Origin of the sequence: Enterobacter sp. EGD-HP1, from assembly GCF_000733275.2 — a bacterium.
Taxonomy (GTDB): domain Bacteria; phylum Pseudomonadota; class Gammaproteobacteria; order Enterobacterales; family Enterobacteriaceae; genus Enterobacter.
The window spans coordinates 217,904-242,513 of the sequence record NZ_AVOP01000036.1 but is presented as its reverse complement, the minus strand read 5'-3'; the positions used below and the strand labels follow the sequence as shown (position 1 = coordinate 242,513).

Annotated in this window: 21 protein-coding genes; 10 read left to right on the top strand and 11 right to left on the bottom strand. The window is 58.7% G+C overall.

Annotated elements, in window-relative coordinates:
* From N037_RS22385 to iolB, 3 genes are read left to right on the top strand one after another with little or no spacing between them, the layout of a single operon-like run.
* Positions 1-1,905 (top strand): bifunctional 5-dehydro-2-deoxygluconokinase/5-dehydro-2-deoxyphosphogluconate aldolase, encoded by a 1,905-nt coding sequence (locus N037_RS22385; protein ID WP_032643609.1) that lies wholly within the window; start codon positions 1-3, stop codon positions 1,903-1,905.
* 11 nt (positions 1,906-1,916) lie between these two features.
* Complete coding sequence (iolE, locus tag N037_RS22380; protein WP_032643608.1) at positions 1,917-2,807, top strand: myo-inosose-2 dehydratase; 891 nt, start codon at positions 1,917-1,919, stop codon at positions 2,805-2,807.
* 9 nt (positions 2,808-2,816) lie between these two features.
* Positions 2,817-3,641, top strand: a complete 825-nt coding sequence (gene iolB, locus N037_RS22375) for a 5-deoxy-glucuronate isomerase (protein ID WP_032643604.1) — start codon at positions 2,817-2,819, stop codon at positions 3,639-3,641.
* Between the two features lie 127 nt (positions 3,642-3,768).
* On the opposite strand, the gene N037_RS22370 is transcribed toward iolB, so the two are convergent.
* Together N037_RS22370 and N037_RS22365 are read right to left on the bottom strand one after the other, a co-directional pair.
* Complete coding sequence (locus N037_RS22370; RefSeq protein ID WP_032643602.1) at positions 3,769-4,236, bottom strand: DUF6130 family protein; 468 nt, start codon at positions 4,234-4,236, stop codon at positions 3,769-3,771.
* A 51-nt stretch (positions 4,237-4,287) separates the two neighbouring features.
* Positions 4,288-5,517, bottom strand: a complete 1,230-nt coding sequence (locus N037_RS22365) for an MFS transporter (RefSeq protein WP_032643599.1) — start codon at positions 5,515-5,517, stop codon at positions 4,288-4,290.
* Positions 5,518-5,614: 97 nt separating this feature from the next.
* On the opposite strand from N037_RS22365, the gene N037_RS22360 reads away from it, so the two are divergent.
* Positions 5,615-6,505 carry a LysR family transcriptional regulator gene (locus N037_RS22360; RefSeq protein ID WP_032643597.1) on the top strand — a complete coding sequence of 297 codons (891 nt, stop codon included), beginning with the start codon at positions 5,615-5,617 and terminating at the stop codon, positions 6,503-6,505.
* Here the strand turns inward: N037_RS22360 and N037_RS22355 are convergent.
* A complete protein-coding gene (locus N037_RS22355; protein WP_023333002.1) occupies positions 6,502-6,672 on the bottom strand; it encodes a YfgG family protein in 171 nt (56 codons plus the stop codon). The two genes, N037_RS22360 and N037_RS22355, sit on opposite strands and share 4 nt — an antisense overlap.
* Before the next feature lie 370 nt (positions 6,673-7,042).
* On the opposite strand from N037_RS22355, the gene N037_RS22350 reads away from it, so the two are divergent.
* Positions 7,043-9,283, top strand: a complete 2,241-nt coding sequence (locus N037_RS22350; RefSeq protein WP_023333001.1) for an EAL domain-containing protein — start codon at positions 7,043-7,045, stop codon at positions 9,281-9,283.
* Positions 9,284-9,287: 4 nt separating this feature from the next.
* Here the strand turns inward: N037_RS22350 and ppx are convergent, their stop codons facing one another.
* From ppx to purM, 4 genes are all read right to left on the bottom strand, one after another.
* The gene (ppx, locus tag N037_RS22345; RefSeq protein ID WP_023333000.1) at positions 9,288-10,826 is read right to left on the bottom strand and encodes an exopolyphosphatase; all 1,539 of its coding nucleotides are present in this window, start codon (positions 10,824-10,826) and stop codon (positions 9,288-9,290) included.
* A gap of 3 nt (positions 10,827-10,829) precedes the next feature.
* On the bottom strand, positions 10,830-12,890 hold the full coding sequence (gene ppk1 / locus N037_RS22340) for a polyphosphate kinase 1 (protein ID WP_032643595.1): 2,061 nt from the start codon (positions 12,888-12,890) through the stop codon (positions 10,830-10,832).
* A 208-nt stretch (positions 12,891-13,098) separates the two neighbouring features.
* Positions 13,099-13,740: a phosphoribosylglycinamide formyltransferase gene (gene purN / locus N037_RS22335; protein WP_024907555.1), complete on the bottom strand. Its 642-nt coding sequence runs from the start codon at positions 13,738-13,740 to the stop codon at positions 13,099-13,101.
* Positions 13,737-14,774: a phosphoribosylformylglycinamidine cyclo-ligase gene (purM, locus tag N037_RS22330; RefSeq protein ID WP_032643593.1), complete on the bottom strand. Its 1,038-nt coding sequence runs from the start codon at positions 14,772-14,774 to the stop codon at positions 13,737-13,739. The genes purN and purM overlap by 4 nt, the downstream gene beginning before the upstream one ends.
* Before the next feature lie 266 nt (positions 14,775-15,040).
* On the opposite strand from purM, the gene N037_RS22325 reads away from it, so the two are divergent.
* The 4 genes from N037_RS22325 to N037_RS22310 all read left to right on the top strand — a co-directional run bounded on the left by N037_RS22325 (position 15,041) and on the right by N037_RS22310 (position 19,485).
* Positions 15,041-16,471: a 6-phospho-beta-glucosidase gene (locus N037_RS22325; protein ID WP_032643591.1), complete on the top strand. Its 1,431-nt coding sequence runs from the start codon at positions 15,041-15,043 to the stop codon at positions 16,469-16,471.
* 216 nt (positions 16,472-16,687) lie between these two features.
* The gene (gene upp, locus N037_RS22320) at positions 16,688-17,314 is read left to right on the top strand and encodes a uracil phosphoribosyltransferase (RefSeq protein WP_023308769.1); all 627 of its coding nucleotides are present in this window, start codon (positions 16,688-16,690) and stop codon (positions 17,312-17,314) included.
* Between the two features lie 83 nt (positions 17,315-17,397).
* Positions 17,398-18,687, top strand: coding sequence for a uracil permease (gene uraA / locus N037_RS22315; RefSeq protein ID WP_032643589.1), 1,290 nt, complete (start codon positions 17,398-17,400; stop codon positions 18,685-18,687).
* A 96-nt stretch (positions 18,688-18,783) separates the two neighbouring features.
* Positions 18,784-19,485, top strand: coding sequence for a DnaA inactivator Hda (locus N037_RS22310; protein ID WP_211438414.1), 702 nt, complete (start codon positions 18,784-18,786; stop codon positions 19,483-19,485).
* Positions 19,486-19,571: 86 nt separating this feature from the next.
* Here the strand turns inward: N037_RS22310 and N037_RS22305 are convergent, their stop codons facing one another.
* Genes N037_RS22305 through celB form a run of 3 tightly spaced genes read right to left on the bottom strand, consistent with a single transcriptional unit; the run spans position 19,572 to position 23,269 of the window.
* Entirely contained in the window at positions 19,572-20,990 is a 1,419-nt protein-coding gene (locus N037_RS22305; RefSeq protein ID WP_032643586.1) for a leucyl aminopeptidase family protein, read from the bottom strand.
* Positions 20,990-21,946, bottom strand: coding sequence for a N(4)-(beta-N-acetylglucosaminyl)-L-asparaginase (locus tag N037_RS22300; RefSeq protein ID WP_032643584.1), 957 nt, complete (start codon positions 21,944-21,946; stop codon positions 20,990-20,992). Before N037_RS22300 ends, N037_RS22305 begins: the two co-directional genes overlap by 1 nt.
* Before the next feature lie 3 nt (positions 21,947-21,949).
* Entirely contained in the window at positions 21,950-23,269 is a 1,320-nt protein-coding gene (gene celB / locus N037_RS22295; protein ID WP_032643582.1) for a PTS cellobiose transporter subunit IIC, read from the bottom strand.
* Positions 23,270-23,415: 146 nt separating this feature from the next.
* On the opposite strand from celB, the gene N037_RS22290 reads away from it, so the two are divergent.
* Entirely contained in the window at positions 23,416-24,240 is an 825-nt protein-coding gene (locus tag N037_RS22290; protein ID WP_032643580.1) for a helix-turn-helix domain-containing protein, read from the top strand.
* Here N037_RS22290 and arsC read toward each other — a convergent pair.
* On the bottom strand, positions 24,237-24,593 hold the full coding sequence (arsC, locus tag N037_RS22285) for an arsenate reductase (glutaredoxin) (protein ID WP_023308762.1): 357 nt from the start codon (positions 24,591-24,593) through the stop codon (positions 24,237-24,239). The two genes, N037_RS22290 and arsC, sit on opposite strands and share 4 nt — an antisense overlap.
* Positions 24,594-24,610 lie beyond the last annotated feature (17 nt).

Here is a 24,610-nt window from a genome sequence, read left to right as displayed (position 1 = left end):
GTGGAAAAGCAGTTTGATGTGATATGCATGGGCCGCGTGGCGGTAGACCTCTACAGTCAGCAGATTGGTGCCCGTCTGGAGGACGCGTCGAGCTTCGCCAAATATCTCGGCGGGTCGTCCGGCAACGTGGCGTACGGCACCGCGCGTCAGGGTTTACGTTCGTCGATGCTGTCGCGCGTTGGCGATGAACATATGGGCCGCTTCCTGCGGGAAGAGCTCAACCAGGTGGGCTGCGATACCAGCCATCTGATTACCGATAAACAACGCCTTACGGCGCTGGTGCTGCTCGGCATTAAAGACCGGGACACCTTTCCACTGATTTTTTATCGCGATAACTGCGCGGACATGGCGATTACCGCCAGCGATGTGGACGAACGCTACATTGCCTCCGCACGTTGTCTTGCCATCACCGGGACCCACCTTTCTCATCCGCAGACCCGCGAGGCGGTGCTGACGGCGCTGGGCTATGCCCGCCGTCACGGCGTGCGCACGGTGCTGGACATCGACTACCGCCCGGTGCTGTGGGGGTTGACCGCCTTAGGCGACGGGGAAACGCGCTTTATCGCCGCCGATAAGGTCACCCGCGAGCTGCAGGAGGTACTGCACCTCTTCGACGTTATTGTCGGCACCGAGGAGGAGTTTCACATTGCGGGCGGCAGCACGGATACCCTGCAGGCGCTGGGGCAGGTGCGCGCCGTCAGTGAAGCAGCGCTGGTCTGCAAACGCGGCGCGCTCGGCTGCTCGGTCTACACCGACGCCATTCCGCTACGGCTGGACGATGGTCTGACGGTGACCGGCGTGCGCGTGGAGGTGCTGAACGTCCTCGGCGCGGGGGACGCGTTTATGTCCGGCCTGCTGCGCGGCTACCTGAACGACGAGGGCTGGGAGCAGGCGTGCCGCTACGCCAACGCCTGCGGCGCGCTGGTGGTCTCGCGCCACGGCTGCGCCCCGGCGATGCCGAGCAAAATCGAGCTGGATGATTATCTCTCCCGCGCCGCGAATGTGCCGCGCCCGGATCTTGACCCGCATCTTAACCATCTACACCGGGTGACCACCCGCCGCCGCGAGTGGCCGGAGCTGTGCGTAATGGCCTTCGACCACCGCAGCCAGCTTGAGGATATGGCGATGCAGTGCGGCGCGTCGCTTAAGCGCATTCCGGCGCTGAAGCAGCTGATCCTGCAGGCCAGCCGCGAGGCGGCGAGCCGCGCCAGGCTGGAAGGTAAAGCCGGCCTGCTGTGCGACGGCACCTTTGGTCAGGACGCGTTGAACGCCATCACCGGGGAAGGGTGGTGGATTGGCCGCCCCATCGAGCTGCCGGGCTCGCGGCCGCTGGAGATGGAGCACGGCAACATCGGCACCCAGCTCATCAGCTGGCCGCAGGAGCACGTGGTGAAGTGCCTGGTCTTCTTCCACCCGGAAGATGCCCACGGCCTGCGCCTGGAGCAGGAGCAGAAAATCGCCGAGGTGTACCACGCCTGCTGCCGGTCCGGGCACGAGCTGCTGCTGGAGGTGATCCTGCCCGCCAGCATGCCGCGCAGCGACGAGCTCTACCTGCGCGCCATCTCCCGCTTCTACAACCTGGGTATTTACCCGGACTGGTGGAAGCTGCCGCCGCTCTCGGCCGACGGCTGGACGGCGCTGAGCGAGATTATCGAGCGTCGGGACCCGCACTGCCGCGGGGTGGTGATCCTCGGCCTGGACGCTCCGGCGGAACAGCTGCGCGCCGACTTCAAAGCCGCAGCGGGGCAGACGCTGGTAAAAGGCTTCGCCGTAGGGCGCACGCTGTTTGGCGATGCCTCCCGCGCGTGGCTGAAGCACGATATTGACGATGCGCAGCTGGTGGCGCGCATCCGGGACAACTACCTGCAGCTTATCGCCTGGTGGCGCGAGCGCGGACACGCATAATGGAGAGGACAATGAGTGTACAACTGGGCATTAACCCGCTGACGTGGACGAACGACGATCTGCCTTCTCTCGGCGCGGAGACCTCGCTGGAGACCTGTCTGAGCGAAGGGAAAGAGGCCGGTTTTGCCGGCTTCGAGCTGGGCAATAAATTTCCGCGCGAAGCGCGCCTGCTCGGCCCCATCCTGCAGCGCCACGACCTGCAGCTGGTCTCAGGCTGGTACTCCGGCCGCCTGCTGGAGCGCAGCGTGGAGGAGGAGATCGCCGCCGTGCAGTCGCACCTGACGCTGCTGCGCGAGCTGGGGGCGAAGGTGCTGGTGTTTGCGGAAGTGAGCGGCTGCATTCACGGCGAGCAGCAGACCCCGGTGCATCTGCGCCCGCGCTTCCCGCAGACGCGCTGGAAAGAGTACGGCGAGAAGCTCACCGAATTTGCCCGCTACACCCAGCAGCAGGGCGTGCAGATTGCCTACCATCACCATATGGGCACGGTGATTGAGTCCGCCGAGGACGTGGACAACCTGATGATCCACACCGGGGAGGCGGTTGGATTGCTGCTGGATACCGGCCATCTGACCTTTGCCGGGGCCGATCCGCTGGCGGTGGCGCAGCGCTGGGCGTCGCGCATCAACCACGTTCACTGTAAAGACGTGCGTGCCGACGTGCTGGCGGACGTGAAAAACCGCAAAACCAGCTTCCTCGATGCGGTGCTGAGCGGCGTGTTTACCGTGCCGGGCGACGGCTGCGTCAATTACCCGCCGATTATGCGGCTGCTGAAGGCGCAGGATTATCACGGCTGGCTGGTGGTCGAGGCGGAGCAGGATCCGGCGATAGCCCATCCCCTGACCTATGCCCGTCTGGGCTATAACAACCTGAGCCGTCTGGCCCGCGACGCCGGGCTGATTTGAGGAGGGAACATGTCACGTCTGTTATCACGCTGGCAACAGCCGAACGCGGAGGGGCGCACCCAGTCCGTCACGCCGGAACGCGCGGGGTGGGGCTACGTCGGCTTTGCGGCGTATGAGCTGCAGGAGGGGCAGACGCTGACGCTGCCCGCCGTCAGCGAAGAGCGCTGCCTGGTGCTGGTTGCCGGGCGCGCCTCTATCCGCACGCCTTCCGCGCAGTTTAACGACATCGGCGAGCGGATGAGCCCCTTCGAGCGCATCAAGCCGTGGGCGGTTTACGTCGCCCCGCAGGAGACGGTGCAGGTGAAGGCGCTGACGACGCTGGAGCTGGCGGTCTGCGCCGCGCCGGGCAAAGGCACGCATCCGACGCGGCTGATTGCCCCGCAGGATATCGACGGCGAGGCGCGCGGCAAGGGGCACAACCAGCGCTACGTGCACAACATTCTGCCGGAAGACAAGCCCGCCGACAGCCTGCTGGTGGTGGAGGTGTGGACCAATGAGGGCTGCACCAGTTCGTACCCGAGCCACAAGCACGATACGGATAACCCGCCGCAGGAAACCTACCTGGAGGAGACCTACTACCATCGCCTCAACCCGGAGCAGGGGTTCTGCATGCAGCGCGTTTACACCGACGACAGAACGCTGGATGAGTGTATGGCGGTCTATAACCGTGACGTGGTGATGGTGCCGAAGGGCTACCACCCGGTCGCGACGATGGCCGGGTATGACAGCTACTACCTCAACGTGATGGCCGGCCCGGTGCGCAAATGGATGTTCACCTGGGAAGAGGACCACGCGTGGATTAATCGGGATTATCCCGCGGACAGCGAGGGCTGAAGCAGTTTTATTTGCCGGGTGGCGCTGCGCTTACCCGGCCTACGAAACCGTAGGCCCGTGCAAGCGCAGCGCCGCCGGGCAAAATTGTGCTCACCGGATCCGCTACGTCTGCTCAACTGACGGGTTCTTAAAAATGGTGGACCGCCGCGTGGGGCGGAACGGTGAATTCAACGGTTTTGTGGTCGAGCGGCTTGTGCGTCGGGTCGGCCAGAAAAATGGTCACCTTGTGTTTACCGGCGGGGAGTCCCACCAGAATCACCGGCTCTCCGCTGGCGTCAGCCCAGTGCCACGGCGCGTCATCCACCACCACGTGAATGTGCCCGATGCGCGGGGTGACCTTGAGCGCGTCGGGGCCGAATACCGGCTCGATGCGCAGGTTTTCGGCGCGGTACTGAATAAACACCGCGCCTTTGCTCAGCGGCCCGGCAAGGGGCGGATCGACTATCAGCTTTGCGGGCGGCTGCGGCTGCGCCAGCGGCGCAACGGCGGCGGGGCCGTTAACGTCCTCGGCGCTCAGGTTGTCCAGCGGTGTGCCCTGGGCATGGGCTACAGATGCCAGGACAAGCAGGGGGATAAGTGCATAACGACGGATCATCGGTCTCTCTCCTCATCGGTTCTGAATGGCGACAGGGAAAGAAAACCATTTTTATGTATCGGAGATATTTGCCGGAGGCGGAGTTTTGTACCCGTTTGTCAGCGTGGCGCTCTGGATACAGTGCGATACAGTTTGCCTGCGTGGACGGCGCACAATCGCTATCGCCAGCCCGGCAATTACCAGCGTCAGCCCCGTTGAAACCCACATTGCACCCGCGATCCCCAGCGTTTTATTCAGCCACGCATAGGCAAACGGTGAGGCTGCCGCCATCAGCTGGCCGGGGATCAGCAGCATGCCCGTACGGCGGGCATAGCTTTCGGTGCTAAACAGCTCCAGCGGCAGGGTGGCTTTCACGATGGTGACCAGCCCGTTGATGGCGCCATAGCCCAGCACAAACCCGGCCGCGCACCACGCAAACAGGGCGCTGCTCATCCCCAGTAGAAAGCAGAGCGGCATGGCGAGCGCGCTAAAAAGCGTGAGTTTGAAGGGGGTTAAGCGGGCACCCGCCAGCACTTCCAGCGAGCGGGCGCCGGTCTGGCCGATCCCCCACAGCATGCCGATGGCGACCGGCAGGCCGAAGTGGGCAATAAACTCCGGCAGATGGGTGGACGTGCCGTTAGAGACAAAGGTGATGAGGGCAATGAAGGCGGCATAAAGCCAGCCGTTGCGCCGCTCGTTGTTCAGCGGTGGCGCGGTGACCTTTGTCGTCACCGTCAGCCTTTGCCGGGGAAGCGTTCGAATCAGCATCGCGCTCAGCAGGCCGAAGAGAGCGTAGACGCGCAGCGCCTCCTGCCAGCTCATGACCTGAAGCAGGGTATCGCCCAGCGGCCAGAAAACGGCGGAGGCCAGCCCGCCCGCCAGCGTGACGCGTGAGATCGTTCTTCGCGCCTGCTGCCCGTAGAGGTTCACCAGCGCGGCGAACAGCGCGTCGTAGAGCGACAGGCGCATCCCGACGCCGCACAGTAGCCAGGCGCAGTACCAGCCAAAAAGCGTCTGGGTATACGCCATCCCTGCGCAGCTTGCGGCGATCAGCAACGTGCCGCTCATCACCACCGTCTGACCGCCAAAGCGTGCCAGCAGGCGGGCGACAAACGGAGAAACCGCCGCCATCACCAGCATCGCCAGCGTCAGGCCGAGGTAAATCTGCGGTGATGACCATCCCCGGTCGGCTACAATGGCCAGCGCAAAGGTGCCGGGCATATAAAACGAGATCCCCCAGTTGATAAGCTGATTACATCCCGCCATGAGGGCGAGGCGGCGAGGCAGGGCAGGTGTTTCCATTATTTTTCATTCCGCTATGCAGTTGTCCTGAGCATAACTCGCGCGGTATTGTGCTGGCAGGGCCGCAACCTTATGCGCGGTATAAGAGAAACTTTGAATGACGACGCTTAATCTGGGCCATCTCGCCACGTTCCGTCTGGTGATCCAACGCGGCAGCTTTTCAGCGGCGGCGGATGTGCTGGGCATTTCCCAGCCCGCCGTCAGCCTGCAAATACGCCAGCTGGAGCAGTTTCTGCACACGCGGCTGGTGGAGCGGACCGGGCGGGGGATTAAGGCGACGGCTGCCGGGCAGGCTTTACTGGTGCACGGGGAGCGTATTCAGCAGGCGGTGGGTGACGCCATCCGGTCCGTGAGCGCCTTCAGCCACGATGTGAGCGGCACCATTACGCTTGGCACGGGGGCAACAGCGTGCATCCATCTTCTGCCACCGCTGCTGGAGAAGCTGCGCCAGGACTATCCGCTCCTGAGCGTGGGAGTCACGACGGGCAACACCCTCGACATCGTCAGGGCCATTGAAGAGAACCGTCTCGATATGGGGCTGGTGACGCTGCCGGTGAGCGGCAGAGCGCTGGAGGTCATGCCGGTGATGGACGAAGAGTTTGTCTTTATCGCGTCGCGGGAGCAGCAGGAGGCTTTCGTGGCGTTCACCCCGGAGGCGCTGCACGCTCAGCCGCTGATTGCCTTTGAATCAGGCAGCGGTACCCGGGCGCTGATCGATGGCTGGTTTGCGGCCAGCGGATTAGCGATCGCGCCGGTGATGCAGCTTGGCAGCATCGAGGCGATCAAACGCATGGTTCGCGCGGGGCTGGGCTACAGCATCGTGCCGCGAATGGCGGTCGAACGGGATGCCGATCGCGAAGGACTATGCGTGATGTCGCTTACGCCCATGCTGCAGCGGCAGCTGGCGGTGGTGATGCGGCAGGATAGAATCCTCAGCAAAGGGATAACAGGCATTATTCGGATAGTGCAAAACCATCCGTCGGCCTAGCGGTCAGCGGTATCGACGGTCAGGCTGGACTGCTGCGACTGGGTTTTGTCCTGATGGTGATACCAGGCGCCAATCGAAGAGTAAACGAAGCGGCCAAAGAAAAACAGGAAGCTGATGAGCAGTATGATGCGGGTCATTCGGGTGTTAAATTGATGTCGTTTGCGCATACGCGTGACCTGACTCACTCTGTTTATCCTGGGTAAGCCCTTTTGGGCGATAAGGACATTAAGGCACAGCGGGAAGATGGGGTCAATTCTGTAGCGTGTAAATAACCGTCAATGTTTACATTAATTAATGTTATTGAAATTAATTAATGCATTTACCATATTGATAATATGAAGAAAATGATTTCAAAAAACACCGCAAAAAAGATATTTGCGTAAATTAGTTTGATTTAAGTCAACGGGTTCCCGGCCCTGATATTTAAAATCCTTCCTCCACACTGTTCGCCCCGCACGCCGCCGGGCGGCGCGTACGTCAGGTTGGATGCCTGTCTTTATTTTCCCTCTGGAGCGAAAGGGGTTTAACCGGGCATCTATGAACATTCTCGCTTTCCTGAAAAAAAATGAAAACCGCTGGTGGGCATTGCCGCTTATTTTGCCTGTGGTTTTACTTCCCGCGCTGAGCATTGCGAATACCTTCACGCAGCTGGGCGATGGTATTGTGGCACTCTATTATTTACCCCTCTCATTTTTGCTTTCGCTGATGATGTTCTTTGGGCTGGAAGCGCTGCCCGGGATCGTATTGTCGCTGTTTATCCGCTATTACCCCTCGGTCGGCATGTTCGAAACGGTCGCCGGCGTGCTCCATTTTATCGTCCCTTTAGTGCTCAGCTGGGGCGGCTACCGGGTGTTTGCACCCAGACGGAACATGACGGCTTACGGCGACGTCCGTCTGATGGCGCAGCGCATCTTCTGGCAGGCCTTCTGTCCCGCGACGCTGTTTCTGGTGCTGTTTCAGTTCGCGGTCTATCTGGGCGTGTATGAGAGCCGGCAGAGCCTGGCGGGATTAAACCCTCTTAATATTCGCACGCTCATCAACTATCAGACGCTGCTGGTCAGCGGGCTGACGGGCGTGCCGCTGAGCTATCTGCTGATCCGCCTGATTCGTCATCCGCGCTATCTCAAAAGTCTTATCTCGCAGATCCGTTCCCAGATAGACAAAAAGGTGACGATCGTTGAGTTTCTGGTGTGGGCTATCGCGCTTGGCGGGCTGCTTTCGCTGCTGCTGCTCCCGATGAATGAAAACAGCTCCATTTTCACCACTAACTACACCCTGTCGCTGCTGATGCCGGTGATGCTCTGGGGCGCGATGCGCTTTGGCTATAAGCTGGTGTCGCTGATCTGGATACCGGTGCTGCTGGTGTCTATTCACTATTTTTACCGCTATATCCCGGTGAACCAAGGGTATGACATTCAGCTGGCGATCACCTCTTCCAGTTACCTGGTCTTCTCGTTTGTGGTGATTTATATGTCGATGCTGGCGACCCGACAGCGCGCGGTGAACAAGCGCTCCCGCAGGCTGGCGCTACTCGACCCGGTCGTCCATATGCCTAACCTGCGGGCGCTGTCGCGCGAACTGGCGAAAAGCCCGTGGTCGGCGCTGTGCCTGCTGCGCATTCCGGAACTGGAAATTCTGGGCCGAAATTACGGCGTGCTGCTGCGCATTCAGTACAAACAGCAGCTGGCGCAGTGGGTGAATGGCACGCTCCAGCCCAATGAGCAGGTCTATCACCTGACCGGGTATGACCTGGCGGTCAGGCTCAACGCGGAATCGCACCAGCAGCGGATTGAGGCCCTGGACGAGCACATTAAACAGTTCCGCTTTGTCTGGGACGGCATGCCGCTGCAGCCGCAGGTGGGCGTGAGCTATTGCTATGTCCGGTCCCCGGTAAACCATCTTTATCTGGTGCTGGGTGAACTGGGTGTGGTTGCCGATCTGTCGCTCTCCTCCAACCATCCGGAAAATCTTCAGCAGCGTGGGGCCGTCCATTTGCAGCGCAGCCTGAAGGATAAAGTTGCGATGATGAGCCGCCTGCAAAAGGCGCTCGATAACGACGAATTCACCCTGCTGGTTCAACCCGTTCGCGGCCTGCGTGGCGATCGCTATCACGAAGTCCTGCTGCGGATGCCGGATGTCAACGGGCTATTGATTTCCCCCGACCAATTCCTGCCCGTCGCGCAGGAGTTTGGCCTCTCCTCGCGGGTGGATTTGTGGGTGCTGGAGCACACTCTGCGCTTCCTTGCCGCGCATCGCGAACGGCTGCCCGGCCAGCGCTTTGCCATTAATCTTGCCCCGTCGACCGTGTGTCGGGTGCAGTTCCCGCTTGAGGTCAGCCGCCTGCTGGCGAAATACGCCATTGAGCCGTGGCAGCTGATTTTTGAGGTGACGGAGTGCAGCACCTTCGGCAGCGGTGAGCAGGCGCTACATATTCTCCAGCAGCTGCAGAAAATGGGGGTACGCATTGCAATTGATGATTTTGGTACCGGGTATGCGAGCTATGCGCGGCTGAAAAGCGTGGATGCCGATATTCTCAAGATTGACGGCAGCTTTATCCGCAATATCGTCAACAACAGCCTGGATTATCAGATCGTGGCGTCTATCTGCCATCTGGCGCGCATGAAGAAGATGCTGGTTGTGGCTGAGTACGTCGAGACGGAAGAGATACGTAGCGCGGTTCACGCGCTAGGCATCGATTATGTGCAGGGCTATCTGATTGGCAGGCCGGAACCGCTTGAGTCACTGCTGGAAGCTGAGGCGTCCACCGCGGACGCCTGAGTCGTTATGCGGCGACGTCGGCGCTCTCTTCTTCGATTTTGAGCAGCCAGCCGGTGACTGCTTCCCAGTACTGCTGCTCTTTTTCCAGGTCCAGCAGGACCAGCGCGTTCTGGCTGAACCAGTCGTGCGGGAAGCTCAGCGTCCAGTGATGATCGTCGGTTTTCAGCTTCAGCGTAGGCGGCGTAGTGGTAGCCTGGCGCTGGTTATTGAGCAGCACGCCCAGACGCAGCAGCTGAATAAGCGGCAGGAACTGCTTCTTCTTGAACAGCGTGAAGCGCGGCAGGTCGTCGAGCTTGATGGCTTTGCGGTGATAACGCACCAGGGTCGCCATCATGGTTTGCTGCTCCTGGTTGAAGCCGGGCAGATCGCTGTTTTGCAGAATGTAGGCCGAGTGGCGATGCATTCCGCTGTGGTTGATGTTCAGCCCCACCTCGTGCAGCATCGCGGCCCATTTTAACAGCGCGGCGAGCTGCGGGTGCGCAAGCTTCGGATTCTGTTCTTCCCACTGTTCGTACATCTGCACCGTGGTTTCCAGCACGCGCTTCGCCTGTTCACGGTCGATGTTGTACTGGTTGGCGAGGCTTTGCGCGGTGCGGCTGCGAATATCCTGATGGCGGAAGCGGCCTTCCATCTCATACAGCACGCCTTCACGCAGCGCGCCGTCGGAGAGACGCAGCTCCTTAATCGCCAGCGCATCAAATACGCCGCACAGGATAGCAAGACCCGGTACGAAGACTGATTTCCGCTCTTCGGACAGGCCCGGCAGGCTCAGGGCGTCGAAGCTTTTATGCTTCAGCACCTCTTCGGTGAGCAGAGCCAGGCGTTCAGGGGTAATAATCCCGTCTTTTTCACCCATCGCCAGCAGCACTTCATGCGCGGCTTTAATCGAGCCGGATGCGCCCAGCGCCACGTTCCAGCCCTGGATACGGTACTGCCACGCCAGGTTTTCCAGCTTCTGAACAGCCGCCATACGCGCACGCTGGAAATTCTCGCGGGTGATGGTGCCCCCCGGGAAATACATCTGCGCGAAGCTGACGCAGCCCATACGGCGGCTTTCCACCAGACGCGGCTCAAAGTCTTCACCGATCACCAGCTCCGTTGAGCCGCCGCCGATATCAATAACCAGCTTGCGCCCTTTTTCCGGCTGGGTGTGCTCAACGCCCATGAAAATCAGACGCGCTTCCTCGTTGCCGGAGATGATCTCAATCGGGTAGGGGATCACCTTTTCGGCCCGCTTGAGGAACTCCGGGGCGTTCAGCGCCTGGCGCAGGGTGTGGGTGCCCACGATGCACACGCTGGAGGGCGAGAAGCCCTGCAGGCGTTCAGCAAACAGCGACAGGCAGTTTAACCCGCGCTCCATTGCCTCTTCGCTGAGCATGCTGCGTTCATCCAGGCCATCCGCCAGGTGCACGCGCTGCTTCAGACGACCGATGATCTGCAGCGCGCCATCCACCTCACGGGCGATGACCATGTGGAAACTGTTAGAGCCAAGATCGACCGCGGCGAATTCCTGCGGGCGTGGGGTCTTATCATTTATCGGCATAGGTTAATCGGGTTGCTCGAGTGATTTGATATAGTCGTAAATCGCCAGTTGCGACCGCACTTTGCGGCGGTTGCCGCGCGGTACATAGCGGTTACTGAGTTCTTTGTCGATATAGCGTGCTTTCACGGTATCGCTGAACAGAATCTCGATGATGTCGAGGATCTGCTGCTTCAGACGCGGATCCAGCAGCGGTGCCGCGACTTCAATTCGGTAGTCAATATTGCGCGTCATCCAGTCTGCCGATGAGAGATAGACCTGTTTATCACCCGCATTATCAAAAATATAGATCCGATCGTGTTCCAGGTAACGGTCAACAATGCTGATCACGCGAATATTGTCGCTGATGCCTTCCAGTTCCGGGATCAGCGAGCACATGCCGCGGATCAGCAGATTAACCGGCACGCCAGAGCTGGACGCCGCGTACAGCCTGTCCACCAGCCCTTTGTCGACCAGGTTATTAAGCTTCAGCGTGATGCCTGACGACAGCCCTTTCTGGGCATTGGCGATCTCTTTATCGATCATATCGTACAGCAGGCGGCGCGAGTTCTGCGGCGAGACCAGCAGATAGTCGAAGCTCACCGGACGGTACGGGTTTTCGATAAAGTTAAAGACCCGGCGCACTTCGTTCGTGATGCGGGCGTCGGCGGTCAGCAGCGAGTAGTCGGTATAAATGCGCGCCGTTTTCTCGTTAAAGTTCCCGGTACCGATGTGGGCATAACGCACCACGTCGTCGCCCTCTTTACGGGAGATCAGGAACAGCTTGGCGTGAATTTTCAGCCCCGGCGCGGAGAAGATGACGTGCACACCCGCTTCCGTCAGACGGCGCGCCCAGTGAATATTCGCCTCTTCGTCGAAGCGCGCCTGCAGCTCAACCACCACGGTGACTTTTTTGGCGTTGTGCGCGGCGTGGATCATCGCGTCGATGATGCGGGAATCTTTTGCCACGCGGTAGATGTTGATTTTGATCGCCAGCACGCTCGGGTCGAACGAAGCTTGGCGCAGCAGTTCCAGCACGTGCTCGAACGTGTGGTATGGATAGTAGAGCAGCACATCGCGTTCGCGGATGGCGTCGAATCCGTTGCGGAATTTATCGAACCACAGATGGCGCAGGCGCGGCAGCGGCTTGTTCACCAGATTGGCTTTGCCGACGTTCGGGAAGCCAATAAAGTCTTTGAAGTTGTGGTAACGACCACCCGGCACGATGGAGTCATAGCGCGAAATGGTCAGTTTATCGCGCAGCATCTCTACCATGGCGTCCGGCATATCGCGCTGATAAACAAAGCGCACCGGCTCGGCCGTCAGGCGCTGTTTCAGGCTGGAGGACATCAGCTCCATCAGGCTGGCTTCCATCTCGTGCACCAGGTCATATTCGGCGTCACGGGTCATCTTCATCGAGTAGGCGTTTAACGCATCGTAATCGAAGAAGCCTTTAAAGATGTCGTCCAGGCAGTAGCGCAGGATGTTGTCCAGCAGGATCATTGGCTTGCGTCTGCGCGGGGTTTCCGGCGGCAGGTTCACAAAGCGTGGCACCTTGTCGGACGGGATCTCCAGCAGCGCGTAACGGATGGATTCACCGCGAATAATTTCCACCGCCAGGTAGGTGTAGTCATCCTTCAGGAACTGAACCAGATCGGTTTCGCGGTTGATCAGAATCGGGGTAATGTGCTGGCGCAGATAGTGTTTGAAGTAGTGGCGCAGCCAGTTTTGTTGGTTAACGGAAAGCTGGCGTTCGTTAATCAGGAAGATTTGATTGCGCGCCATCTCCAGCAGCAGTTCGTTATACAGGCCGTCAAATTCCTGATCGGCTTTCAGCACGCGGGACTGGATTTTGCCCAGCAGATGCCGCGAGTGCGAGTTTAAGCCCTGTTCTTCGCTGATGATGATGCGTCTTTTCAGCTCGGCAAAGCGAACCTTGTAGAACTCATCCAGGTTGTTGGAATAAATACCCAAAAAACGCATGCGCTCGATCAGCGGGTTACTTTTGTCAGCCGCTTCCTGGAGTACACGTTCGTTGAATGCTAACCAGCTTAGCTCTTTCTCGATATATAACTTTTCCTGACCCATTACAGCTCACACTCCAGTTCAATCACAGGACGTGGTAAATCCGTCTCGTCCTTATTATGGCGAGCATTTCCACGATATGTCCAACAGTGCCAGAAAAGTATGACAGTTATTTTTTTTGTTGGGGATTTTAGAAGGTTGGAGAAGGGGATATCGGGTAATGCAATGTACAGGTCGGGTAAGCGCAGCAGCGCCACCCGACATAAAAAAACTACTCTTCCGCCGCATGACCCTGCGGGGGTAACTTCACGCCGTCCAGCCAGGCTGCACCGTCGCGCATCTCGAGACGCCCGTCGACAAACCAGCTGACCACCAGCGGGTAAATGGCGTGTTCCTGGGTCTGCACGCGTTCGGTCACGTCTTCTTCGCTGTCGCCGTCAAAGACCGGGACTTTGGCCTGCAGGATCACCGGACCGCCGTCCAGCTCGTCGGTAACGAAATGCACGGAGGTGCCGTGCTCCTCATCGCCGTTTTCCAGAACCTGACGATGGGTGTGCAGGCCGGGATATTTCGGCAGCAGGGAAGGGTGAATATTCAGCAGACGTCCGGCGAAGTGTTCGACGAAGGCCGGGCTCAGAATACGCATATAGCCCGCCAGCACGACCACGTCCGGCGCGTAGGCATCAATCTCCTGCACCAGCTCGCGGTCAAAGGCTTCACGCCCGGCGAACTGGCTGGCTTCCAGCGCGTGCGCAGGAATGTTTGCTTCCCGCGCGCGCTCAAGGCCGAACGCGTCGGCCTTGTTGCTGAAAACTGCCCGAATGGTGCCATTGATTTTCTTCTGTTTGCAGGCGTCTATGATGGCCTGCAAATTGCTTCCGTTGCCGGAAATGAGCACCACGATGTTTTTCATTCAATGACCACACGCTGTTCGGAATCGGAGGCTTTAATCGTACCGATTTTCCACGCGTTTTCACCTTTTTCAGTCAGCAGCTTAACCGCTTTATCCGCTTCGCTTGCCGGCAGGGCGATAACCATGCCCACGCCGCAGTTAAAGGTGCGGTACATTTCGTGAGAGCTCACGTTGCCTGCGGTCTGCAGCCAGTTAAACACGGCCGGCCACTGCCATGAGGATTCGTCGATCACCGCCTGGGTGTTGTCCGGCAGGACGCGCGGGATGTTTTCCCAGAAGCCGCCGCCGGTCAGGTGAGCGATAGCGTGAACGTCGACGTTCTCGATAAGCTCAAGCACGTTTTTCACGTAGATGCGGGTCGGCGCCAGCAGATGGTCAGCCAGCGGTTTACCGTCGAGTTCGGTCGTCAGCGGGTCACAGCCGCTCACTTCGAGAATTTTACGCACCAGGGAGTAGCCATTGGAGTGCGGGCCGCTGGAGGCCAGCGCGATCAGCACATCGCCATCGGCCACTTTGCTGCCGTCGATAATTTCTGATTTTTCTACTACACCGACGCAGAAGCCCGCGACGTCATAATCTTCGCCGTGATACATGCCCGGCATTTCCGCGGTTTCACCACCGACCAGCGCACAACCGGACTGCAGGCAGCCTTCGGCGATACCGCTAATCACGCTGGCTGCGGTATCCACGTCCAGTTTGCCGGTCGCGTAGTAATCGAGGAAGAACAGCGGCTCTGCGCCCTGAACCACCAGGTCATTCACGCACATCGCGACCAGATCGATACCGATTGTGTCGTGACGCTTTAAATCCATCGCCAGGCGCAGTTTGGTGCCTACACCGTCAGTTCCCGAGACCAGAACAGGTTCACGATATTTTTGCGGCAGCGCGCACAGTGCGCCGAAGCCACCCAGACCACCCATCACTTCCGGGCGGCGGGTTTTTTTCACCACACCTTTGATTCGGTCAACCAGCGCATTACCTGCGTCAATATCAACACCGGCATCTTTGTAGCTGAGAGAAGTTTTGTTGGTCACGGCTTAAATCCCCACGCGATTGCATAGCTAGTAAGAAAAATCGGCGCAATTCTAACAGTCCAGGCAAACGTTTGCGAGCCTATTCTGGGCGTGGGGATCTTTTTTTCTGTGTACCCCGGTAATGCAGCCAAATTTGACTCTGTTCACGAAAATGAAACCGGTTTCTGAGAACTGCTTGCAACAGCTATGCCCTTTGCACATCATCGAACTGAAACCGGTTTCTGTAATTGTTTTTGCAGAAAATAACGCAGAATGAGGGAAAGCGAATGTCAGGATTTAAAGCAGATTTTCTGTGGGGCGGGGCCGTTGCGGCGCATCAGCTGGAAGGCGGCTGGAAAGAAGGCGGCAAGGGCGTGAGCGTGGCCGACGTGATGACCGCGGGCGCGCACGGCGTGCCGCGTGAAATCACCAACGGCGTGCTGGACGGGAAAAATTACCCTAACCATGAAGCCATCGATTTCTACCACCGCTATAAAGAAGACATCAAACTCTTTGCCGAGATGGGATTCAAGTGCTTCCGCACCTCTATTGCCTGGACGCGGATCTTCCCGAAAGGGGACGAGCTTGAGCCTAACGAGGCTGGCCTGAAATTCTATGACGATCTGTTCGACGAGTGCCTGAAGTACGGCATCGAACCTGTGATCACGCTTTCTCACTTCGAGATGCCTTTCCATCTGGTCACCGAATACGGCGGCTGGCGTAACCGTAAGCTGATCGACTTCTTCGTTCGTTTTGCAAAAGTGGTGTTCCAGCGCTATCAGCATAAAGTGAAGTACTGGATGACCTTTAACGAGATCAACAACCAGGCCAACTTCCACGAAGACTTTGCGCCGTTCACCAACTCCGGGCTGAAGTACGCGCCGGGTGAAGATCGTGAGCCGGTGATGTTCCAGGCGGCACACTATGAGCTGGTGGCCAGCGCCCTGGCGGTGAAGGCGGGGCGCGAGATTAACCCGTCGCTGCAGATTGGCTGCATGATTGCCATGTGTCCTATCTACCCGCTGACCTGCGCGCCGGACGATATGATGATGGCGATGAACGCGATGCACCGCCGCTACTGGTTCACCGACGTGCACGTGCGCGGCAGGTACCCGCAGCACCTGCTCAACTACTTCGAGCGTCGCGGCTTCGCGCTGGATATTACCGAAGAAGATAAAGCGGCGCTGAAGCAGGGCTGCGTCGATTACATCGGCTTCAGCTACTACATGTCCTTCGCCACCAAGGCGACGGCGGAAAACCCGCAGCTGGATTACGACGAAAGCAAGAGCCTGGTCTCCAACCCGTACGTGCAGAAATCCGACTGGGGCTGGCAGATTGACCCGGTGGGTTTGCGCTACTCCCTCAACTGGTTCTGGGATCACTACCAGCTGCCGCTGTTCATCGTTGAGAACGGCTTTGGCGCGATCGACGTGCAGGAGAGCGACGGCACCGTGAACGACCAGTACCGTATTGACTACCTGGCCGCCCACATTCGCGAGATGAAAAAAGCGGTGGTGGAAGACGGCGTGGATCTGATGGGCTACACCCCGTGGGGCTGTATCGACCTGGTGTCTGCCGGAACGGGCGAAATGAAAAAACGCTACGGCTTTATCTTTGTCGATAAAGATAATGAAGGGAACGGCACGCTGAACCGCAGTAAGAAAAAGTCGTTCGACTGGTATAAGCAGGTGATTGCGAGCAACGGCGAGCAGCTATAATTGCCCGGTGGCGCTGCGCTTACCGGGCCTACGGGACGTGTAGGCCGGGTAAGCGTTAGCGCCACCCGGCAGAACCCCGCACCCAAGCCGGAGCCCAACCTCCGGCTTTTTTGTTTTTGATTGATGTACGTCAAGCAACATGGGTATGGCCTAATCCGAAAAAAGCGGTATAATCCCGCGATTTTTTTGCGGACGCCACCTCAGAGGAGAAAGAGAATGAAGATTGTGGAAGTGAAACACCCACTCGTTAAACACAAGTTGGGCCTGATGCGTGAGCATGACATCAGCACGAAGCGTTTTCGCGAACTGGCATCTGAAGTCGGCAGCCTGCTGACCTACGAAGCGACCTCTGATCTGGAAACGGAAAAAGTCACCATCGAAGGCTGGAACGGCCCGGTGCAGGTTGAGCAGATCAAAGGTAAGAAAATTACCGTGGTGCCAATCCTGCGTGCCGGTCTCGGCATGATGGAAGGCGTGCTGGAGCACGTACCGAGCGCGCGCATTAGCGTGGTCGGCATCTATCGTAACGAAGAAACCCTTGAGCCAGTTCCTTACTTCCAGAAGCTGGTGTCTAACATCGACGAGCGTATGGCGCTGGTGGTTGACCCAATGCTGGCAACCGGTGGTTCTATGATCGCGACCATCGACCTGCTGAAAAACGCGGGCTGTAACAGCATTAAGGTGCTGGTACTGGTCGCGGCCCCGGAAGGGATCGCGGCGCTGGAAAAAGCGCACCCGGACGTTGAGCTGTATACCGCCTCTATCGACCAGGGCCTGAACGAGCACGGGTACATCATCCCGGGGCTCGGCGATGCCGGCGATAAGATCTTTGGTACGAAATAATCGAATAACGATAAATAAGCCGACTTTGATAGTCGGCTTTTTTTTGAATAAAACACCAACAATACTACACAGAGGAAAACACTATGACGCGCCGTGCTATCGGGGTGAGTGAAAGACCGCCGCTTTTACAGACTATCCCGCTTAGTTTGCAGCACCTGTTCGCCATGTTTGGCGCAACCGTGCTGGTGCCAATCCTGTTCCACATTAACCCGGCCACCGTGCTGCTGTTCAACGGCATTGGTACGCTGCTGTACCTCTTTATCTGTAAAGGCAAAATCCCGGCGTATCTGGGGTCGAGCTTCGCCTTTATCTCGCCGGTTCTGCTGCTGCTGCCTTTGGGTTATGAAGTGGCTTTGGGCGGGTTTATCATGTGCGGCGTCCTGTTCTGCGTGGTCTCCTTCATTGTGAAGAAAGCCGGTACCGGCTGGCTGGACGTGATGTTCCCGCCTGCGGCGATGGGCGCAATCGTTGCGGTCATCGGTCTGGAGCTGGCGGGCGTGGCGGCGAATATGGCCGGTCTGCTGCCTGCTGACGGCCAGTCACCGGATTCCAAAACCATTATCATCTCGCTGGTAACGCTGGGCGTGACGGTATTTGGCTCCGTGCTGTTCCGCGGCTTCATGGCGATTATCCCGATCCTGATCGGCGTGCTGGCGGGCTATGCGCTCTCCTTCGCGATGGGCGTGGTGGACACCACCCCGATTGCTCAGGCGCACTGGTTCGCCCTGCCAACCTTCTATACGCCACGCTTTGAATGGTTTGCGATCTTCACCATTCTGCCTGCGGCGCTGGTGGTGATTGCGGAGCACGTCGGCCACCTGGTGGTGACGGCGAATATCGTTAAGCGCGATTTGATCCGCGACCCGGGTCTGCACCGCTCCATGTTTGCGAACGGTTTCTCCACCATCATCTCCGGTTTCTTTGGCTCCACGCCAAACACCACCTACGGTGAAAACATCGGCGTGATGGCGATTACCCGCGTCTACAGTACCTGGGTTATCGGCGGCGCGGCGATCATCGCCATCCTGCTCTCCTGCGTCGGCAAGCTGGCGGCAGCGATTCAGATCATTCCGGTACCGGTGATGGGCGGCGTTTCTCTGCTGCTGTACGGCGTGATCGGTGCCTCCGGTATTCGCGTGCTGATTGAATCCAGGGTGGATTACAGCAAGGCGCAGAACCTGATCCTGACCTCGGTGATCCTGATTATCGGCGTGAGCGGCGCGAAGGTGCACATCGGCGCAGCGGAGCTGAAGGGCATGGCGCTGGCGACTATCGTCGGCGTGGGCCTGAGCCTGATCTTCAAGCTGATCTCGGTCATCCGCCCGGAAGAAGAAATTCTTGACGCGGACGACAGCGAAAAAGCGTCACATTGATCGTATTAACGGGCGAGGGATCGCCCGGTTCTCTCCTTGCAGGTTCCGTGTTAAACTCCATTCCGATTTTACGTAGGATCTCTGGTTGAGGTATTTCTGAACGGACCGGCACAGCTCTCTCTGCCACTCTATCTCCCTGACGACGAAACTTTCGCAAGTTTCTGGCCGGGTGATAACCCCTCTTTACTGGCTGCACTGCAAAACGTGCTGCGCCAGGATCACAGCGGATACATCTATATCTGGTCACGCGAAGGCGCGGGACGCAGCCATCTTCTGCATGCTGCCTGCGCGGAGCTTTCAGCGCGCGGTGATGCGGTAGGCTACGTGCCGCTGGATAAACGTACCTGGTTCGTGCCTGAGGTGCTGGAGGGAATGGAACATCTCTCACTGGTCTGCATCGATAATATCGAATGCGTGGCGGGGGATGAGCCGTGGGAAATGGCGATCTTTAACCTTTACAACCGCATTCTGGAATCGGGTAAAACCCGGCTGCTGATCACCGGCGATCGACCGCCGCGCCAGCTGAACCTGGGGCTGCCGGACCTGGCGTCCCGTCTGGACTGGGGACAAATCTACAAGCTTCAGCCGCTGTCGGATGAAGATAAGCTTCAGGCGTTACAGCTGCGCGCAAAGCAGCGCGGGTTTGAGCTGCCGGAGGACGTTGGTCGCTTCCTGCTCAAGCGGCTGGATCGCGAAATGCGCACGCTGTTTGACACGCTCGATCAGCTCGATCGCGCCTCTATTACCGCCCAGCGCAAGCTGACCATTCCGTTTGTGAAAGATATTCTCAAGCTTTGAGTTTTTTGCCGGGTGGCGGCTGCGCCTTACCCGGCCTACAAGGGCCGGGCGGTTTTTGTAGGCCCGGTAAGCGTAGCGCCACCGGGCTAGAGATCGTCCATCAGATGCTCCACCAGCAGCGGAATCGGTCTTCCCGACGCCACGCTCCGTCCGTTTTCGCGCCACAGCGCCGTACCGCTGATGTCCAGATGCGCCCACGGGATTGTCGGCGGGCAAAAGTGGTGCAGCAACCAAGCCGCCGAAGCACTGATTGCTGCATTATTGGTCGGCGTGTTGCACAGATCGGCGATGGTACTCTCGGTCTGCTTTTTCAAGCGGGCATCCAAGGGTAAAGACCACACTTCGTCACCGCTTCTTTTCCCGGCTCGGGTAAGAAAATCGCGCAGCGGTTCATCCTGGGTCATCAGCCCGCTCAGTTCATACCCCAGCGCCTTCACGACCGCACCGGTTAAGGTCGCTATATCAATAATATATTGAGCCTGTGGGTGCCGCTGGCTGGCCCAGGCGATGGCGTCCGCCAGCACCAGTCGGCCTTCGGCATCGGTATTGTTGATTTCAACGGTGATCCCGTTGCAAGCCGTTGCTACCGTGCCGGGCTGCATGGCGTCCGGGCCGATGGCGTTTTCCGCCAGCGCCAGTACGCCCATGATGCGTACGGGCAGCGCCAGCTCTGCGACGGTCAGCATCAGGCCCAGGACGTTAGCCGCGCCGCACATGTCGTATTTCATGGTGTACATGCCCGCGCCTTCCTTCAGCCACAGGCCGCCGGTATCGAAGGTAATGCCTTTTCCCACATAGCAGCGCGCCGGACTGTCGTTGGCACCGTCATAATGAATCGCCAGCAGACGTGGCGGGCAGGTCGCCCCTTTGCCGACGGCGTGCAGCAGCCCCAGACCCTGCTCAGCAATAGCCTTTTCGTTCAGCACTTCGCAGCGCAGGGCGGGGAAGGCGGCGCAGAGCCTTTGCGCCTCTTCCACCACAAACTGCGGCGTGCAGCGGTCGGACGGGATATCCGCCAGACGTCGCGCCGCGACCATGCCGTGGGCGATGGCCTGCTGCTGGCGGAAAATAACCGCCAGTCGGTCCTCCTGTTCGGGTAAACAGAGCGCGGTGATGCGCTCAAGACGGACGCTGTCACAGGTTTTTTTCAACTGCAAATCGCTCAGCCTGTGCGCCTGATTAAAGAGAAAACGCAGCACCTGCGCCAGCACCACATCGTCGATATCAGTCACGTCCAGTATCAGCTCGGGGCCGACGGGCGAGGCCAGCAGCGGGCGCAGCGCCGCCAGTAATCCTTCGGTCAGGCTATCCTGCCAGAGGACATCGGGCAGCAGGGTGATCCGGGCAAACGGGGCGCAGCCAAAGCGGGTGTCAGCGATGCTGGCAGACTCGCGCATTTCCGCGACAAGCGCCGTTTCGGGCAAATGCGTACAGGAGGCGGAGGCAATCAAATGGCTTTGTGGAGCCGCGTCAGAAAGCACGGTGATAAACTGATACGTAATCATCATGACTCCTCAATCGGCGCGCGGATCCGCGCGGCATAGGCCTGCATCCACGCATCGTCTACCGCGTGATAATGCGTTTTCTCCCGCAGGCGTTCAGTACGAAAAACGGTGAGAGGCTGGCGAGCCGTCGCCACCACGAACGAAAAGGTTTTGATGTTAGTGGCGGCACCAAATTCGCCCCTGTTGTTCATGCACACCACGGAGAGATCGCCCACGCGGCCAAAGCGCGACATTAGCTTGTCTTCCAGTTCGAACACTACCGAATCGGCCGCCTGCTGCGGCGTCATACCCTGCGCCATGCGGCGGACGATTTCGTAGCTGGTGCAGCCTTTCATCAGATCTTCACCGACGCCCGTGGCGGTGGCGGCGCCGGTTTCGCTGTCACAGTAAAAGCCGGAGCCGATAATGGGCGAATCCCCGAGTCGGCCGCGCTTTTTCATGAACAGGCCGCTGGTGGAGGTGGCAACGCTCATTGACCCCTGTTTATCGAGGCCGATAATGCCGACGGTGTCATGTCCGTCGTAAGGGCTTAAGCCCTTATCCAGCGTTTCGCGGCAGCGCTTGCGGTAGTGCTGCATGGCGCGGTCGGTGAGCATGGTTTTGTCGGCAAAGCCCTGGCTCAGCGCCCATTCCCGCGCGCCCTGGCCGACCAGCAGGCTGTTGTAGCGCTGGCGGCTTAACGCATGCGCCACGCGTACCGGGTTGGCGATATCCACCAGGTTGCCCACGGCGCCAAACGCCAGCGTGTCGCCGTCCATGTAGGCGGCGTCCAGCTCCACCTCGCCATTTTCGGTGGGCAGGCCGCCGTAGCCGACGGATTTATAAAACGGAAAGTCTTCGACGGCGGCGACGGCATCCACCACCGCAGCGGAGACCGGTTTACCCGCAGCCAGCGCGGACGCAGACTCCGTAACGCCTTCAAGCGCCATTCTCCAGGTCGCGATAATTCCCCACATGCTTTACTCCTGTTTTGCAAGGGTGGTGTCGGTTTGCGTAACGGTGGCCATTTCCGCCGCGCGGTACTGTTTGTCCAGGATACGCATGAAAGGCAGGTACAGCATGGCGCCAATCAGCAGGTTGATAAGCTGCATCACGCTGCCGCTCAGGTGCCCGGTGACGATAAAACCGCTGATCACCGGCGGCAGCGTCCAGGGAATAAACACCCCGGTGGTGACGGCAACCGCGCCAATCTTCATCGCGGCATACTGCACCGTGACCAGCACCAGCGGCGCCAGGTTGAACGGGATAAGCATGATCGGGTTCATGATCACCGGCAGGCCAAACAGGATCGGTTCGTTGATATTAAACACCGACGCCCCGGCGCCGAGGCGCGCCACTTCACGCATGTTTTTGCTGCGGGCGAAAATCAGCATCGCAATCACCAGCGACAGCGTGGCCCCCGCGCCGCCCATCCAGATCATGTCAAAAAACTGTTCTGTGATAATGTGCGGCGGCGTCGAACCTGCCTGAATCGCGGCGATGTTGTCGGTCTGGTTTTCCATCCACAGCGGGCGAATGATGCCGTTGATCATCGATCCGGAGTTAATGCCCACTGACCACAGGATGGTGATGCTGAACACCGTCATCAGCGCGCCAAAGTATGAGGTGCCGTAGTGGCGCACCGGCGTGGCAACCACTTCATAAATAAACTGATGGATGGTGTTGTAGTGGGTGTTTTCAAACACGATGCGGATACCCAGCACCAGAATCATCACCAGCAGGGCCGGGATCAGCGCCGCGAAGGACTCCTGCACTGCAGGCGGCACGCCGTCCGGCATTTTGATCACCAGTTTTTTGCGCTTGAGCCAGCAGAACAGCTCCGTCCACAGCAGGGAACCAATCATCGCCACGAACAGCCCTTTGCTGCCAATCCACTCCACCGGAATGACAGTGATACCGCCGTTTTCCGCCACTTTGATAAACGGCGTCAGGATGAGAAAGGCGACCAGCGCCAGGATGCCGCAGGAGATGCGATCCTCACCGTAGTGTTCCGCCAGGCGGAAGGCGACCAGGAAGCTGATGAACAGCGACATGGTAGAGAACACCGCGTTGAACGGGATTTCGATAATAGCGCTCCAGCTCTCACCAAAGGCCTGAGACATAAACTGCTGATAGGCCTGATTCGGGAACGACGAGATCACCAGCAGAATAGAGCCGACGATGATAAACGGCATGAAGGAGACGTAGGCGCCGCGAATGGCCCCGAGATGACGCTGCTGGGCCGTTTTGGCCGCCAGCGGCATCAGTTTTGCTTCAAGAAATCCCAGAACATTGTTCATTGTGAACTCCGTACAAGATTGAGGGGTGTTGTTTGTGTTATGTCTGGGGATTATCAGTGAAGCGTGGCGAGCGAAAGGTGAAATCGGTCACAAAGCAATCGCTGGTGTAGTATAAATCTCACAAGATTAGTTCTGAGGATCCTGCGATGGAAATTAAACTGCATGCTAATGCCACCACCACACCGCGCATCCGTCGCTATCTTCAGCAGTCAGATAAAAGCGACAGAGAGCTGGCCACGGAGCTGGGTATTTCGGTCACTACCGTCAGGCGCTGGCGCAACCGCGATCAGGTTTCGGATAACCATACGACGCCAAAAGTGATACACAAAGCATTGAGACAGGAGCAGGTTGCGCTGGTCAATTCCCTGCGGGATATCACTGGCGCCCCGCTGGACGAGCTGCTGCAGATGGTCAACAACGGACTCGGGATCGCCGTATCCCGCGCGACCCTGAACCGCTACCTCAAACCGGCTTCGGTAAAGCAGAAGGGCGCGACGTTGCAGGGGAGAAAGGCGCTAAAGGCAGGCATCGTGCCGCAAAAACTCCAGTTACATCATCAGCCTCTGTCTCTGCATATGGACGATGGCGGGGAACAGCACCTGCTCTGGGCGCGTGAGCCCGTGAGCGGCTGGTGCTACGCCCGGCTGTACGCGGGCATTTCTGCGCAGCTGCTGGCCCGCTGGGCGAACGACGCGCTGGAAGCCTGTCCGGCAGATATTCAATCTGTTGAGACTTTTGGTTTTGAGGTGAAGCTTGAGAAGCGTAATACCACCGTGACAGTGCATCCGCAGCAGTACCGCGCCGTTCAGGTTGATCTGCCGCTATGTGAAATCATCCCACGTCTGAACAGTGAACCGGCAGGGGAGCTGTTGATCCAGCTGTGCGAATTTTACAACCGGGGAAAAACGCAGAAAAAGCTGGGAGAGAGTACGCCGCAGGCCTTTCTGGAAGCGCTGCGGCATAAGGACTAGAGGATCTCGAGCACGTCTTCCGGCGGACGTCCAATGCGCGCCTGGCCGTTCGCCACCACTATCGGGCGCTCAATCAGCTTTGGATTTTCAACCATCGCCTGGATCAGCTCGGCCTCGGTGAGGCGGCTGTCATCCAGGTTAAGCGACTTATACAGATCTTCTTTCTGGCGCATCAGCTCTCTCGCACTGCCCATCCCCAGCATGTGCAGAAGCTGGCGGAGGGTTTGCGCGTCCGGCGGAGTGTCGAGGTACAGCACCACCTCCGGCTCAACGCCGTTAGACTTCAGCAGGCTCAGGGTATCGCGGCTCTTGGAGCAGCGAGGGTTGTGATAGATTTTTACGGCGTCGGTCATGACGTGAATTCTCCTTT

Coding starts and splice junctions, on each gene's coding strand:
- iolE (WP_032643608.1), top strand. CDS start 1,917: ATGAGTGTACAACTGGGCATTAACCCGCTGACGTGGACGAACGACGAT.
- iolB (WP_032643604.1), top strand. CDS start 2,817: ATGTCACGTCTGTTATCACGCTGGCAACAGCCGAACGCGGAGGGGCGC.
- N037_RS22370 (WP_032643602.1), bottom strand. CDS start 4,236: ATGATCCGTCGTTATGCACTTATCCCCCTGCTTGTCCTGGCATCTGTA.
- N037_RS22365 (WP_032643599.1), bottom strand. CDS start 5,517: ATGGAAACACCTGCCCTGCCTCGCCGCCTCGCCCTCATGGCGGGATGT.
- N037_RS22360 (WP_032643597.1), top strand. CDS start 5,615: ATGACGACGCTTAATCTGGGCCATCTCGCCACGTTCCGTCTGGTGATC.
- N037_RS22355 (WP_023333002.1), bottom strand. CDS start 6,672: ATGCGCAAACGACATCAATTTAACACCCGAATGACCCGCATCATACTG.
- N037_RS22350 (WP_023333001.1), top strand. CDS start 7,043: ATGAACATTCTCGCTTTCCTGAAAAAAAATGAAAACCGCTGGTGGGCA.
- ppx (WP_023333000.1), bottom strand. CDS start 10,826: ATGCCGATAAATGATAAGACCCCACGCCCGCAGGAATTCGCCGCGGTC.
- ppk1 (WP_032643595.1), bottom strand. CDS start 12,890: ATGGGTCAGGAAAAGTTATATATCGAGAAAGAGCTAAGCTGGTTAGCA.
- purN (WP_024907555.1), bottom strand. CDS start 13,740: ATGAAAAACATCGTGGTGCTCATTTCCGGCAACGGAAGCAATTTGCAG.
- N037_RS22325 (WP_032643591.1), top strand. CDS start 15,041: ATGTCAGGATTTAAAGCAGATTTTCTGTGGGGCGGGGCCGTTGCGGCG.
- upp (WP_023308769.1), top strand. CDS start 16,688: ATGAAGATTGTGGAAGTGAAACACCCACTCGTTAAACACAAGTTGGGC.
- uraA (WP_032643589.1), top strand. CDS start 17,398: ATGACGCGCCGTGCTATCGGGGTGAGTGAAAGACCGCCGCTTTTACAG.
- N037_RS22305 (WP_032643586.1), bottom strand. CDS start 20,990: ATGATTACGTATCAGTTTATCACCGTGCTTTCTGACGCGGCTCCACAA.
- N037_RS22300 (WP_032643584.1), bottom strand. CDS start 21,946: ATGTGGGGAATTATCGCGACCTGGAGAATGGCGCTTGAAGGCGTTACG.
- celB (WP_032643582.1), bottom strand. CDS start 23,269: ATGAACAATGTTCTGGGATTTCTTGAAGCAAAACTGATGCCGCTGGCG.
- N037_RS22290 (WP_032643580.1), top strand. CDS start 23,416: ATGGAAATTAAACTGCATGCTAATGCCACCACCACACCGCGCATCCGT.
- arsC (WP_023308762.1), bottom strand. CDS start 24,593: ATGACCGACGCCGTAAAAATCTATCACAACCCTCGCTGCTCCAAGAGC.